Raw genomic sequence first — 13,196 nt, 5'->3', positions numbered from 1 at the left:
GTGACCTCCTCTCGCCGCGTGTTGTTCGTCCACGCCCACCCCGACGACGAGACGATCGGCAACGGCGCCACGATGGCCCGCTACGTCGCCGAGGGGGCAGGGGTCACCCTGCTCACCTGCACGCTGGGGGAGGAGGGCGAGATCCTCGTCCCCGACCTCGCCCAGCTGGCCGCCGACCAGGCCGACCAGCTCGGTGGCTACCGGATCGGCGAGCTGCGGGACGCCATGGCCGCGCTCGGCGTGACCGACTCCCGGTTCCTCGGCGGCGCGGGCCGCTACCGCGACTCCGGGATGATGGGGACGCGGGCCAACGAGCACCCCCGCGCCTTCTGGAACGCCGACCTCGACGAGGCGACGGCGCACGCAGTGGCCGTGATCCGCGAGGTTCGGCCGCAGGTGCTGGCGACCTACGACGAGAACGGCGGCTACGGCCACCCCGACCACATCCAGGCCCACCGGGTGGCGATGCGCGCCGTGGACGCCGCGGCGGACCCCGGCTACCGGCCCGACCTCGGGGCGGCCTGGGAGATCGCGAAGGTCTACTGGAACGCGATGCCGCGATCGGTGGTGCAGGCGGGCATCGACGCCATGGCCGCGCTGGGCGAGGCGTCCGTGTTCGACGGTCTCGGGGATCTGGACGACGTGTCGTTCGTCGTGCCGGACGACGTCGTCACCACCGCCGTCGACGCGCGCGCCCACGCCGACCGCAAGGACGCCGCCATGCGCTCGCACCCCACGCAGATCACCGTCGACGGCCCGTTCTTCGCGCTCTCGAACAACCTGGGCCTGGAGGTCATGGCCACCGAGCACTACCGGCTGGTGCGCGGCGAGCGCGGCCCGGCCGCCGGCCCGGACGGCTGGGAGGACGACCTGTTCGCCGGCCTGGACCTGTGATCGGGCGGGCCGCCGCCACCGTCGGATGGTCGGTGCTCGCCGTCGCCGCCGGCGCCTGGCTGGCGCTGGTCGAGGTGTTCTGGCTGCCGCTGAAGGCCGGCGTCGTCCCCGTGCCGCTGTCCGTGCTCGCCGCGGTGGTCGGCAACCTGCTGCTGGTGCGGCTGGCCCACCGGCTGTCGGGCTCCCGGGTGGTCGCCGTGCTGCCGGCCCTGGTCTGGCTGGTGGTGGCGCTGGCCGCCATGGTCCGGCGCCCCGAGGGCGACCTGGTGCTGGTCGGCACCGGGGTCACCGGCTGGGTGGGCATGGCGTTCCTGCTGCTCGGCGTGCTCGCGGCGGCCTTCGCGGCCGGCCGGGTGCTGGCCGCAGGTGTCAGGCCGGTGCCGACCGGTAGTGGTAGCGGTGGTGCTCCGTGAAGCCCAGCCGGGCGTAGAGGCCCAGCGCCGGCTCGTTGTCGTCGCTGACCTGCAGGAGGCACGCGTGCGCCCCGCGCTCGCGCCCCGCACCGGCGAGCGCGGCCATGACCGCCCGGGCCAGCCCCCGGCGGCGGAACTCCTCGGCCACGGTGACCGCGGTGATCACCAGCCAGCCCTCCTCCACCACTCCGCGGGCGACGGCGGCGGGGTGGTCGTGCGCGGTCGGCCGCACCGAGGCGAAGAGCGGGTCGTCGGCGTGGGTCAGCACCGCCCGGGCAGCGGGCGGGAGCGGGGCGCCGCGGTAGCGGTACCCGGCCAGCCAGGCGTCGTCGGGCTCGGGGGAGAGTTGCACCGCCACCTCCGGGGCGGACCACGGCCTCAGCGGGGCGGTGAGGACGAGGACGTCCTCGGCGCGCGTCCACCCCGCGGCGGCGAACGCCGCGTCGGCCGCGCCGGCCGGCCCGGGGAGCTGGGCCCGCGGGGTGAGCCTCCGGGCGTCGTACCAGCGGGTGACGGTGGCGACGGCGTCCTCGAGCGGCTCGGCCGGATCGCCGACGACGAGGGCGGAGTTGGCGCGGCCGCTGAAGCCGTCCGCCGCGCGCAGCAGCCAGTCGCCGTGCTGCTGCTCCTCCAGGCCGCGCCACGTGCGGGCGGCGAGTTCCTCGAGGCGGCGCACGTCGGTCACGCCCGTCATCCTGCGACGGGGCCCGCAGCGCTCCCTCTCCGGGGTGACGCCGCGGGGAAGGGCACCCTTCCCGGCCATCCGCGTGCGGGAGGGTGATACTAATGCAGCGATCGACCGTCCAGCGGTCGCAGCCCGTACCGCCCCCGGGAGGAACCACCGTGACCTACGTCATCACCGAGGCCTGCGTCGACGTCCTCGACAAGGCGTGCATCGACGAGTGCCCGGTGGACTGCATCTACGAGGGCGAACGGATGCTCTACATCCACCCCGACGAGTGCGTCGACTGCGGTGCGTGCGAGCCGGTCTGCCCGGTCGAGGCCATCTACTACGAGGACGACGTCCCGGACAAGTGGAAGGACTACTACAACGCCAACGTGGAGTTCTTCTCCGACCTGGGCAGCCCTGGTGGCGCCGCCAAGACCGGGAAGATCCACAAGGACCACCCGCTGGTCGCGGCTCTCCCGCCCCGCGGCGAAGGGCACTGACCACCCGGTTCCCGGGGGCTCCCCGCGTCCTCCCGGACTTCCCGTGGGACGCGCTGGAGCCGGCCCGCGAGCGGGCCGCGCAGCACCCCGGCGGCGTCGTCGACCTCTCGATCGGCACGCCGGTCGATGACACCCCGGCGCTGCTCGGGCAGGCGCTCGCCGCGGCCGGGAACGCCCCGGGCTATCCCGCGGCGCTCGGCACGGCCGCGCTGCGCACGGCAGCGGCCGGCTGGCTGAGCCGGCGGCTGGGCGTCACGGTCGCCGACCCGCTGGGTGCCGACCCGTCGGTCATCCCCACGGTCGGCTCCAAGGAGCTGGTCGCGCTGCTGCCGACCCTGCTCGGCCTCTCCGGCGGCACCGTGCTCATCCCGTCGGTCGCCTACCCGACCTACGAGGTGGGCGCCGTGGTGGCCGGCCTGGACGTCCGGCGCACCGACGTCCCGCCGGCCGACGCCGACGGCGTCGTCCTGGTCTGGCTGAACTCGCCCGGCAACCCGCACGGCCGCGTGATGGACGACGACGAACTGCGCGCCTGGGTCGACTGGGGCCGGACGCACGGCGTGCCGATCGCCTCCGACGAGTGCTACGTGACCCTCGGCTGGGACGTCGAGCCGCGCTCGCTGCTGCACCCCGCCGTCGCCGGGAACGACCATGCCGGACTGCTCGCCGTCCACTCGCTGTCCAAGCAGTCCAGCGCCGCGGGGTACCGCGGCGGCCTGCTCTCCGGCGACCCCGCGCTGGTCCGCCGGGTGTGGGAGGTGCGGCGGCACCTGGGCCTGCTCGTGCCCACGCCGGTGCAGGCCGCGATGACCGCCGCGCTCGCCGACGACGCGCACGTGGACGCGCAGCGCGAGCGCTACCGGGCCCGCCGCGACCGGCTCGCCGCCGCCGTCCGTGGCGCCGGGCTGCGGATCGACCACTCCGCCGCCGGGCTGTACCTGTGGGTCACCCGCGACGAGGACTGCTGGGCCACCATCGACTGGCTCGCCGGCCTCGGGATCGTCGCCGCGCCGGGTGCGTTCTACGGACCCAGTGGGGAGCGGCACGTCCGCATGGCCCTCACCGCCACCGACGAGCGGATCGACACCGCCGTGGCGCGCCTCGCCGGCTGACCGGTTCCCCCGAGCGCGGCGGAGGCGCTCGAACCCGTCGGCAGGACGTGGCAGCATCCCGCGGGTGACCAGCGGACCGGCGCAGGAGCAGCGGCTGCGCGACCTGGCGCGCCTGCGCCGGGTGAAGGACCGGATCGACCGGGAGTACGCGCAGCCGCTCGACGTCGAGTCGCTGGCCCGCGGCGCGCACATGTCGGCCGGTCACCTCAGCCGTGCGTTCAAGGCCGCGTACGGCGAATCGCCGTACGCCTACGTGATGACCCGGCGGATCGAACGGGCGATGGCGCTGCTGCGCCGGGGCGACCTCGGCGTCACCGAGGTCTGCTTCGCCGTCGGCTGCTCGTCCCTGGGCACGTTCAGCACCCGCTTCACCGAGCTCGTCGGCATGCCGCCCAGCGTCTACCGCCGGGCGGCGTCGCAGGAGGCAGCGGGACTGCCGTCGTGCGTGGCCAAGCAGGTGACCCGGCCGGTGCGCGTGCGTCGATCGGTCAGGAACGAAGAAGCACCGGCCCCCGAGCCGTCCCTAGCGTGACGGCCATGGACATCAGCATCCACTCCAGCTTCCTCCCGCACACCGATCCCGACGCCTCCCTGGCCTTCTTCCGCGACGTCCTCGGCTTCGAGGTCCGACTCGACGTGGGCTACGACGGGATGCGGTGGATCACCGTCGGCCCACCCGGCCAGCCGGACACCAGCATCGTGCTGCACCCGCCGACGGCGACGCCGGGGCTCACCGACGACGAGCAGCGCACCATCCTCGAGCTCATGGCCAAGGGCAGCTACTTCGGCGTCAACCTGGCCACCCCGGACGTCGACGGCACCTTCGCCCAACTGGAGGGCCGCGGCGCCGAGGTCGTGCAGGAGCCCACCGACCAGCCGTACGGGGTGCGCGACTGCGCCGTCCGCGACCCCGCGGGGAACATGATCCGCATCCAGCAGCTCAGTTGAGCGGCCTGCGCCCGTCCTACCCCTGGACCGATCGCCGCACGGAGGGAGCCACGTTGAGCAGCGCCACGACGACCGGGCAGGAGACGGCGGTGCACGCCGCCGACAGCCACGACGTGATCCGCGTGCTCGGCGCGCGGGTGAACAACCTCAAGGACGTCAGCGTCGAGCTGCCCAAGCGGCGGCTGACGGTCTTCACCGGCGTCTCCGGTTCGGGCAAGAGCTCCCTGGTGTTCGCGACGATCGCCGCGGAGTCCCAGCGGCTCATCAACGAGACCTACAGCGCCTTCCTGCAGGGCTTCATGCCGTCGCTGGCCCGGCCGGAGGTCGACCTCCTGGAGGGCCTGACGACGGCGATCATCGTCGACCAGGAGCGGATGGGCGCCAACCCGCGCTCGACCGTCGGCACCGCCACCGACGCCAACGCGATGCTCCGCATCCTGTTCAGCCGGCTGGGCACGCCGCAGATCGGCCCGCCGACCGCGTTCTCCTTCAACGTGCCCACGCGCAGGGCCAGCGGCGTGATGAGCACCGAGAAGGCCGGCGGCCGGGTCGAGAAGGCGGTGGTGCGCGACGCGGTCTACCTCGGCGGCATGTGCCCGCGGTGCGAGGGCATGGGCTCGGTCTCCGACTTCGACCTCACGGCGCTCTACGACGACAGCAAGTCGCTGGCCGAGGGGGCGCTGACCGTCCCGGGCTACAGCATGGACGGCTGGTACGGCCGGCTCTTCCAGGGCATCGGCCTGGACCTGGACAAGCCGATCGCCAAGTACACGAAGAAGGAGCTGAACACCCTCCTCTACGAGGAGCCCACCAAGATCAAGGTCGAGGGCATCAACCTGACCTACGAGGGCGTGATCCCGAAGGTCCAGAAGTCGATGCTCTCCAAGGACATCGACGCCCTGCAGCCGCACGTCCGCCGCTTCGTCGAGCGGGTGATCACCTTCCAGACCTGCCCGGAGTGCGACGGCACCCGGCTCACCCCGGAGGCCCGGTCGTCCCGCATCGGGGGCAAGAACATCGCCGACCTGTGCGAGATGCAGATCAGCGACCTGGCCGACTGGGTCCGCGAGCTCGACGAGCCGAGCGTGAAGCCGCTGCTGAAGGGGCTCCAGCACCTGCTCGACTCGTTCACCGGGATCGGGCTGGGCTACCTCTCGCTCGACCGGGCCGCCGGCACCCTGTCCGGCGGCGAGGCGCAGCGCACCAAGATGATCCGCCACCTCGGCTCCTCGCTCACCGACGTCACCTACGTCTTCGACGAGCCGACCATCGGGCTGCACCCGCACGACATCGAGCGGATGAACGGGCTGCTGCTCCAGCTGCGGGACAAGGGCAACACCGTGCTGGTCGTCGAGCACAAGCCGGAGACGATCGCGATCGCCGACCACGTCGTCGACCTCGGCCCCGGCGCCGGTTCCGGCGGCGGCACCGTCTGCTTCGAGGGCAGCGTCGAGGAGCTCCGGGCCAGCGACACCACGACCGGCCGGCACTTCGACTACCGGGCGACGGTCAGGGACACGGTGCGGACGGCGACCGGCGCCCTGGAGGTCCGCGGGGCGTCCACGCACAACCTGCGCGACGTCGACGTCGACATCCCGCTCGGCGTGCTGTGCGTGCTCGCCGGGGTGGCCGGCTCCGGCAAGAGCTCGCTGGTCACCGGCTCGGTCGCCGGTCGCGAGGGCGTCGTGGTGGTCGACCAGGGCGCGATCAAGGGCTCGCGGCGGAGCAACCCCGCCACCTACACCGGGCTGCTCGAGCCGATCCGCAAGGCGTTCGCGAAGGCCAACGGCGTGAAGCCCGCCCTGTTCAGCTCCAACTCCGAGGGCGCCTGCCCGACCTGCAACGGCGCCGGCGTGATCTTCACCGAGCTGGGCGTCATGGCCACCGTCGAGTCCCCCTGCGAGGAGTGCGAGGGCCGGCGGTTCCAGGCCTCGGTGCTCGAGTACACGCTCGGCGGCCGCAACATCGCCGAGGCGCTCGCGATGTCGGTGGCCGAGGCCGAGGAGTTCTTCGGTGCCGGCGAGGCGAAGGTGCCCGCGGCGCACACGATCCTCGACCGGCTGGCCGACGTCGGGCTCGGCTACCTCAGCCTCGGTCAGCCGCTGACCACCCTGTCCGGCGGCGAGCGGCAGCGGCTGAAGCTGGCCACCCAGATGGCGGAGAAGGGCAGCGTCTACGTCCTGGACGAGCCGACGACCGGGCTGCACCTGGCCGACGTCGAGAACCTGCTCGGGCTGCTGGACCGCCTCGTCGACGCCGGCCGGTCGGTCGTCGTCATCGAGCACCACCAGGCGGTCATGGCGCACGCGGACTGGATCATCGACCTCGGTCCGGGCGCCGGCCGCGACGGCGGGCGGGTCGTCTTCGAGGGGACCCCGGCGGAGCTGGTCGCCGCGCGCTCCACGCTGACCGGCGAGCACCTGTCGGCCTACGTCGGCCGGTGAACGGACCGGCTCAGGTGCAGGTCAGGGCGTTCGCGGTCAGCGCGGCGGTCAGATCCTGAGCCAGCCCCTCGTGCTTCTGGTAGGCCTCGGGGAAGCCGCTGCGCTGCACCGTCTGGGCGACCTCGGTCAGCCGCCCGGTCTCCCACCCGGGGACCTCGACCAGGCCGTCGTAGAACTTGCCCGCCGCGTAGACCGGGTCCTGGACCTGCTCCGGGGTGCCCCAGCCCTGCGAGGGCCGCTGCTGGAACAGGCCCAGGGAGTCGCGGTCGCCGTAGTCCAGGTTGCGGAGCCCGGACTCCTGCTGGGCGGTGGCGAGTGCGATGACCACAGCCCGGTCGGGGAGCCCGCGCTCGCGGGCGACGCGCGCGATGGTGGTCGCGTTCTGCGCCTGCTCGGCGGTCACCGAGACCGTGCCGCCGTCGACGGTGCAGCTGCCCGCCTCGGGGATGTCGTCGGCCGAGCGTGCCCACGCGACGCCCACGAACACGATCGCCGCCACGATCGCCAGCGGCCACCAGTTGTCCGTGCGGCGCGACCGTCCGCGCCGCTGGGGAGCCCGGCGGGCGGTGGAGGTGGGCATCGACCCGAGCCTAGGTTCGGTTCCTGGCCGTTCCCTGGACGGACGCGGTGACGGTGGTCGCAGTCGCTAGTTGGCGTGCAGCTCCGCGTTGAGCGCGCCCCAGGCGCGGTCCTTCCGGTCGACGACCTCGAGCGCTCCGCTCACGCTGTTGCGGCGGAACAGCAGGCCGTCGCGGCCGGAGAGCTCCCGCGCCTTGACCACGGAGCCGTCGGGCAGCGTGACCCGCGAGCCGCCGGTGACGTAGCAGCCGGCCTCGACGATGCAGTCGTCGCCGAGCGAGATGCCGATGCCGGCGTTCGCGCCGAGCAGGCAGCCGCTGCCGACCGAGATGACCTCCGTGCCGCCGCCGGACAGCGTGCCCATGATCGAGGCGCCGCCGCCGATGTCGCTGTTCGCGCCGACGACGACGCCGGCGCTGATCCGGCCCTCGACCATCGACGGGCCCAGGGTGCCGGCGTTGAAGTTGACGAAGCCCTCGTGCATGACCGTCGTCCCCTCGGCCAGGTGGGCGCCCAGGCGCACCCGGTCGGCGTCGGCGATGCGCACGCCGGAGGGGATGACGTAGTCGACCATCCGTGGGAACTTGTCGACGCCGAACACGGTCACGTGACCGACGGCGGCGCGCAGCCGGTGCGCGTTGAAGGTCGCCGCCTCGACCGGGCCGGCGCTGGTCCAGGCCACGTTGGTGAGCAGCCCGAAGACGCCGGTCATGTTCGCGCCGTGGGGCGCGATCAGCCGGTGCGAGAGCAGGTGCAGCCGGAGCCAGACGTCATAGGTGTCCACCGGCGGGGCGGCGAGGTCGGGGATGACGGTGCGGACGGCGATGACCTCCACGCCGCGGGCCTCATCGCTGCGCACCAGGCCGCCGTAGTCGGGGCCGAGCTCGCCGGCGAGGTCCAGCGCGCCGATGCGGGTCGTCCCCGCCTTGCCGCCGTCGGGCGCACCCAGCCGCGGTTCGGGGTACCAGGTGTCCAGGACCGTGCCCGAGGGGGTCACGGTCGCGAGGCCGGCGGCGGATGCGGAGACGGGCGCAGCGGTCACGGGTACGACGCTACCGAGCCGGGCCACGGGAGCGCCCCCTAGGCTCGGCGGCGTGAGTGACCTCCCTCCGCTCGACCTCTCCGCCGACGTCCTCACGCTGACCCGTGCGCTGGTCGACGTCCCCTCCGTCTCCGGGGACGAGAAGCCGCTGGCCGACCTCGTCGAGGCGGCGCTGCGCGCCCTCGGCGGCCTGGAGGTGGAGCGGATCGGTGATGCCGTCCTGGCCCGCACCAACCTGGGCCGGCCGACCCGCGTGGTGCTCGCCGGCCACCTGGACACCGTGCCGATCGCGGACAACGTGCCCAGCCGGATCGAGGGTGACCGGCTCTACGGCTGCGGCACCAGCGACATGAAGTCGGGTGACGCGGTGATGCTGCGCCTGGCCGGGCGCTTCGGCGTCCCGGGGGCGGAGCCGGCGCGCGACCTGACCTTCGTCTTCTACGACAACGAGGAGGTCGAGGCGGTCAAGAACGGCCTCGGCCGGGTGGCCCGCGAACGCCGGGGATGGCTGTACGGCGACCTGGCGATCGTGCTGGAGCCCACCGACGGCGAGGTCGAGGCGGGCTGCCAGGGCACGCTGAGGGCGCGGCTGTCGGCGGCTGGTCACCGGGCGCACAGCGCACGGAGCTGGCTGGGGCAGAACGCGATCCACGGGCTGGCCGGGCCGCTGGCGACGCTGGCCGCCTACCGGGCGCGCGAGGTGGAGATCGACGGCTGCACCTACCGGGAGGGGCTCAACGCCGTCGGCATCTCCGGCGGGGTCGCGGGCAACGTGATCCCCGACGAGGCCGCCCTCCTGGTCAACTTCCGCTACGCGCCCGACCGGGACGAGGACGCCGCCGAGGCGCACGTGCGCGAGGTGTTCGCGCAGGCCGTCGCCGACGGCGCCACGCTCGAGTTCGTCGACAACGCCGGCGGGGCGCTGCCGGGGCTGGCGGAGCCGGCCGCCGCGGCCTTCGTCGCGGCCGTGGGCCGGCCGGCACGGGCGAAGTTCGGCTGGACCGACGTCGCCCGGTTCGCCGCCTTCGGGATCCCGGCGATCAACTACGGCCCCGGTGACCCCCGGCTGGCCCACACCCGCGAGGAGCACGTCGCGATCGACCGGCTGCAGCCGGCGGAGGACGCGCTGGTCGCCTACCTGTCAGGGAGCTCCGCATGACCGTTCCCCCCACCCCGCCGGCGCCGCAGGAGCCGCCGGTGGGCGGACGCCGGCGTGCCCGCCACAAGGGCCCGGTCATGCTGCGCGGAGGCGAGCCCGACCCGAGGACGATCGGGACGACGACCGACCAGCGGCTGCTCGACCGCCGCGGCCCGACCGACTGGGTGCACACCGACCCGTGGCGCGTTCTACGAATTCAGAGCGAGTTCGTCGAGGGCTTCGGCCTGCTGGCCGAGCTGCCGCGCGCCGTCAGCGTCTTCGGCAGCGCCCGCACCCCCGCCGACCACCCGCACTACGCGGCCGGTGCGGCCATCGGCGCGGCGCTGGCGCAGGCGGGCTACGCGGTCATCACCGGTGGCGGTCCCGGCGCGATGGAGGCGGCCAACCGTGGCGCCTGCGAGGCCGGCGGGCTCTCCGTCGGGCTGGGCATCGAGCTGCCGTTCGAGCAGGAGCTCAACGAGTGGGTCGACGTCGGCATCACCTTCCGCTACTTCTTCGTGCGCAAGACCATGTTCGTGAAGTACGCGCAGGCCTTCGTGATCCTGCCCGGCGGGTTCGGCACCCTCGACGAGCTGTTCGAGGCGATGACGCTCGTGCAGACCGGCAAGGTCACCCGCTTCCCGGTGATCCTCTTCGGCTCCGACTACTGGTCGGGGCTCGTCGACTGGATCCGCAACACGATGGCCGCCACCGGCACGATCGCCCCACGGGATCTCGACCTGCTGACCGTCACCGACGACGTCGGCGAGGTCATCGCGGCGATCCGGGCGGCCGAGGCCGGCCGCTCGCCGGGGGACAGCGGAGGCGGGATGCGGGCTCCGCTCGGCCCGTCGGACGCCTGACGTGCTCGACCTCCTCCTCGTCCTCGTCGGCGTCGTGGTCGTCGCGGCGCTGCTGTTCCTCGGCGCCGCGCTGCTCATGGGCCGCGGGGAGACCCAGCCGCCCGCCGAGCTGGACCGCTCACCGGTGGAGCTGCCGGTCGGGCGTCCGGTCGCCGGCGACGACGTCCGGGCCGTGCGGATGACGGTGACCGTGCGGGGCTACCGGATGACCGAGGTCGACTGGCTGCTCGAGCAGCTGGCCCGGACGCTGGACGAGCGCGACGAGGAGCTCGCCGCACTCCGGGAGCAGCGCCCGGCCGAGACCGCTCCGGCGGCACCACAGGAGGAACCCGATGCCTGAGCTGGTCGAGCGGATCGACGTCGAGGCGACCCCCGAGCGCGTCTGGGAGGTGCTGACCGACTGGGTCGGGCAGGGCCAGTGGATGGTGGCCACCGACGTCGAGACCGTCGGGGGGCCGGCCCAGGGGGTCGGCGGGCGGCTGGCGGCGCGCACCGGGCTGCCGCTGCCCGGCGGCCGGCACCTCGGGCTGCTCGACACCATGGTGATCACGAAGTGGGAGCCCCCGCGGCTGGTCGAGGTGCAGCACACCGGGCGGGTGATCCGCGGGCCGGGCATCTTCGAGATCGAGCCCCGTGGCGAGCACGCCACCTTCGTCTGGACCGAGCGGTTCTACCTCCCGTGGGGCTGGTTCGGGGTGGTGCTGACCCCGGGCTGGTACGCCGTGCGGCCGTTCGTGCGGTGGGGCGTGCGCCGCTCGCTGCGCCGGTTCGCCGCGGTGGCGGCCCGGGCGGGGGGAGCGCCGGCTCGGTGAGCCGCCGTGGTTGGGCGCTGTTCCTGGCCATGTCGGTCATCTGGGGCGTCCCGTACCTGCTGATCAAGGTGGCCGTCGGCGAGGTCTCGCCGGTGGTCGTGGTCTTCGTGCGCTGCGCGATCGGCGCGGCCCTCCTGCTGCCGTGGACGATCCGCCGCGGCGGGCTGGGCACGGCGCTGCGCCAGTGGCGCTGGCTGCTGGTGTTCACCGTGCTGGAGATGACGGCGCCGTGGCTGCTGCTCTCGTACGCCGAGCAGTCGCTGTCCTCCTCGCTCACCGGCCTGCTGGTGGCCGCGGTGCCGTTCGTCGCCGCGCTGGCCGGGCGGCTGGCGGGGGAGGAGGAGCGGCTCACCCCGGTGCGGATGGCCGGCATGGGGCTGGGGGTCGTCGGCATCGCGGCGCTCCTCGGGCTGGACACCGACGGCGCGCAACTGCTGCCCGTGGTCGCGGTCGGACTGGTGGTCGTGGGCTACGCGACGGCGCCCCTGGTCGTCAGCCGCCGGCTGCCCGACGTGCCCGGGGTGGCGGCCGCCTCGGTGGCGCTGGCGGTCACCACGGTCGTCTACGCGCCGTTCGCCCTGCCGCAGCTCGGGGGCGCCGTGGACGCCTCGGGCGAGGTGCTGCTGTCCCTCGCCGCCCTCGGCGTGCTGTGCACCGCGATCGCACTGGCCCTGTTCTTCGCCCTCATCCGGGAGGTCGGCCCGCAGCGGGCGCTGGTGATCACCTTCGTCAACCCGGCGGTCGCGGTGCTGCTGGGCGTGCTGCTCCTCGACGAGCCGTTCACCCTCGGGATCGCGCTCGGCCTGCCGCTGGTGCTGGCGGGCTGCGTCCTGGCGACCCGGCGCAACGAGGCGGCGCCGTCCGTACCCGGCACCGAGGCGCTCGACGCCGCGGCCCGCTGAACCGTCAGCACCCGGGACTACGGTCGCCGACGTGCAGCGCTGTGCCTGGGCCGAGTCGTCCCCCGACTACGTCGAGTACCACGACGAGGAGTGGGGGACGCCGCTGCACGGCGACGACGCCCTCTTCGAACGTCTCTGCCTGGAGGCGTTCCAGTCCGGGCTGTCCTGGATCACGATCCTGCGCAAGCGGCCGGCGTTCCGGGCGGCGTTCGCGGGCTTCTCGATCGACGCCGTGGCGGAGTTCGGCGACGACGACGAGGCCCGGCTGATGGCCGACGCCGGGATCGTGCGCAACCGGGCCAAGATCGCCGCCGCCGTCCGCAACGCCCGCACGGCGCAGCAGCAGCCCGAGGGCCTCTCCGCGCTGCTGTGGTCCTTCGCTCCGCCGGGCCCGCGGGCGCGGCCGGCCACCCTCGACGACGTCCCGGCGACCAGCGCCGAGTCGGTCGCGATGGCCCGCGAGCTGAAGCGTCGTGGGTTCGTCTTCGTCGGCCCCACGACCGCCTACGCGCTCATGCAGGCGACCGGGATGGTCGACGATCACGTGGCCGACTGCTTCCGCGCGTCACCCTGAAGGGACCTCGTGTTGGACGACGGAGCCGCATACGGGATCATTGGTCTCGGAGTTCCAGCAGTGATGGACGCCACCCCACCTCCCGCCCCGGCGGGGAGCGGTGTGGCCGGCGAAGGAGGCACGCATGGCGGCCATGAAGCCGCGCACGGGTGAAGGTCCCCTCGAGGTGACCAAGGAAGGCCGCGGCCTGGTCATGCGCGTGCCGCTCGAGGGAGGCGGTCGCCTCGTCGTCGAGCTGTCGCCCGACGAGGCGGCGGCGCTGTCGGAGGCGCTCAAGGGCGCGACCAGCTGACCACCTCCGCCGA

17 protein-coding genes are annotated in these 13,196 nt (G+C 73.8%); 14 read left to right on the top strand and 3 right to left on the bottom strand.

Annotated elements, in window-relative coordinates:
* Complete coding sequence (mshB, locus tag CRP29_RS02220; protein ID WP_097193414.1) at window positions 1-894, top strand: N-acetyl-1-D-myo-inositol-2-amino-2-deoxy-alpha-D-glucopyranoside deacetylase; 894 nt, start codon at window positions 1-3, stop codon at window positions 892-894.
* Window positions 891-1,307 (top strand): hypothetical protein, encoded by a 417-nt coding sequence (locus CRP29_RS02215; protein WP_245852316.1) that lies wholly within the window; start codon window positions 891-893, stop codon window positions 1,305-1,307. The genes mshB and CRP29_RS02215 overlap by 4 nt, the downstream gene beginning before the upstream one ends.
* Here the strand turns inward: CRP29_RS02215 and CRP29_RS02210 are convergent.
* The gene (locus tag CRP29_RS02210; protein WP_097193413.1) at window positions 1,264-2,001 is read right to left on the bottom strand and encodes a GNAT family N-acetyltransferase; all 738 of its coding nucleotides are present in this window, start codon (window positions 1,999-2,001) and stop codon (window positions 1,264-1,266) included. The genes CRP29_RS02215 and CRP29_RS02210 overlap by 44 nt on opposite strands.
* Before the next feature lie 149 nt (window positions 2,002-2,150).
* Between CRP29_RS02210 and fdxA the strand changes: the two genes are divergently transcribed.
* From fdxA to CRP29_RS02185, 5 genes are all read left to right on the top strand, one after another.
* Window positions 2,151-2,477 (top strand): ferredoxin, encoded by a 327-nt coding sequence (gene fdxA, locus CRP29_RS02205; RefSeq protein WP_040337236.1) that lies wholly within the window; start codon window positions 2,151-2,153, stop codon window positions 2,475-2,477.
* Window positions 2,474-3,589 carry a succinyldiaminopimelate transaminase gene (gene dapC, locus CRP29_RS02200; protein WP_097194043.1) on the top strand — a complete coding sequence of 372 codons (1,116 nt, stop codon included), beginning with the start codon at window positions 2,474-2,476 and terminating at the stop codon, window positions 3,587-3,589. The genes fdxA and dapC overlap by 4 nt, the downstream gene beginning before the upstream one ends.
* Window positions 3,590-3,653: 64 nt before the next feature.
* Entirely contained in the window at window positions 3,654-4,121 is a 468-nt protein-coding gene (locus tag CRP29_RS02195) for a helix-turn-helix transcriptional regulator (protein WP_097193412.1), read from the top strand.
* 5 nt (window positions 4,122-4,126) lie between these two features.
* Entirely contained in the window at window positions 4,127-4,537 is a 411-nt protein-coding gene (locus CRP29_RS02190) for a VOC family protein (RefSeq protein ID WP_097194042.1), read from the top strand.
* Between the two features lie 53 nt (window positions 4,538-4,590).
* The gene (locus tag CRP29_RS02185) at window positions 4,591-6,981 is read left to right on the top strand and encodes an ATP-binding cassette domain-containing protein (protein WP_097193411.1); all 2,391 of its coding nucleotides are present in this window, start codon (window positions 4,591-4,593) and stop codon (window positions 6,979-6,981) included.
* Between the two features lie 10 nt (window positions 6,982-6,991).
* Here the strand turns inward: CRP29_RS02185 and CRP29_RS22955 are convergent, their stop codons facing one another.
* Complete coding sequence (locus CRP29_RS22955; RefSeq protein ID WP_217991423.1) at window positions 6,992-7,561, bottom strand: hypothetical protein; 570 nt, start codon at window positions 7,559-7,561, stop codon at window positions 6,992-6,994.
* Window positions 7,562-7,627: 66 nt separating this feature from the next.
* Complete coding sequence (dapD, locus tag CRP29_RS02175; protein WP_097194041.1) at window positions 7,628-8,602, bottom strand: 2,3,4,5-tetrahydropyridine-2,6-dicarboxylate N-succinyltransferase; 975 nt, start codon at window positions 8,600-8,602, stop codon at window positions 7,628-7,630.
* 52 nt (window positions 8,603-8,654) lie between these two features.
* On the opposite strand from dapD, the gene dapE reads away from it, so the two are divergent.
* From dapE to CRP29_RS02140, 7 genes are all read left to right on the top strand, one after another.
* Window positions 8,655-9,761, top strand: a complete 1,107-nt coding sequence (gene dapE, locus CRP29_RS02170) for a succinyl-diaminopimelate desuccinylase (RefSeq protein ID WP_097193410.1) — start codon at window positions 8,655-8,657, stop codon at window positions 9,759-9,761.
* Window positions 9,758-10,603: an LOG family protein gene (locus tag CRP29_RS02165; protein ID WP_176522794.1), complete on the top strand. Its 846-nt coding sequence runs from the start codon at window positions 9,758-9,760 to the stop codon at window positions 10,601-10,603. The genes dapE and CRP29_RS02165 overlap by 4 nt, the downstream gene beginning before the upstream one ends.
* Window position 10,604: 1 nt before the next feature.
* Window positions 10,605-10,943: a DivIVA domain-containing protein gene (locus CRP29_RS02160; protein WP_097193409.1), complete on the top strand. Its 339-nt coding sequence runs from the start codon at window positions 10,605-10,607 to the stop codon at window positions 10,941-10,943.
* Window positions 10,936-11,415 (top strand): SRPBCC family protein, encoded by a 480-nt coding sequence (locus CRP29_RS02155; RefSeq protein ID WP_097193408.1) that lies wholly within the window; start codon window positions 10,936-10,938, stop codon window positions 11,413-11,415. The genes CRP29_RS02160 and CRP29_RS02155 overlap by 8 nt, the downstream gene beginning before the upstream one ends.
* Entirely contained in the window at window positions 11,412-12,317 is a 906-nt protein-coding gene (locus CRP29_RS02150) for a DMT family transporter (RefSeq protein ID WP_097193407.1), read from the top strand. The genes CRP29_RS02155 and CRP29_RS02150 overlap by 4 nt, the downstream gene beginning before the upstream one ends.
* Before the next feature lie 31 nt (window positions 12,318-12,348).
* Entirely contained in the window at window positions 12,349-12,891 is a 543-nt protein-coding gene (locus CRP29_RS02145; protein WP_097193406.1) for a DNA-3-methyladenine glycosylase I, read from the top strand.
* A gap of 124 nt (window positions 12,892-13,015) precedes the next feature.
* Entirely contained in the window at window positions 13,016-13,183 is a 168-nt protein-coding gene (locus CRP29_RS02140; protein WP_012947303.1) for a DUF3117 domain-containing protein, read from the top strand.
* Window positions 13,184-13,196 lie beyond the last annotated feature (13 nt).

It is taken from the genome of Blastococcus aggregatus, from assembly GCF_900221005.1.
In the GTDB taxonomy this organism is placed as follows: Bacteria; Actinomycetota; Actinomycetes; order Mycobacteriales; family Geodermatophilaceae; genus Blastococcus; species Blastococcus aggregatus.
Note: the sequence above shows the minus strand (reverse complement) of the source record. Positions and strands in the feature narration are given on the sequence as shown.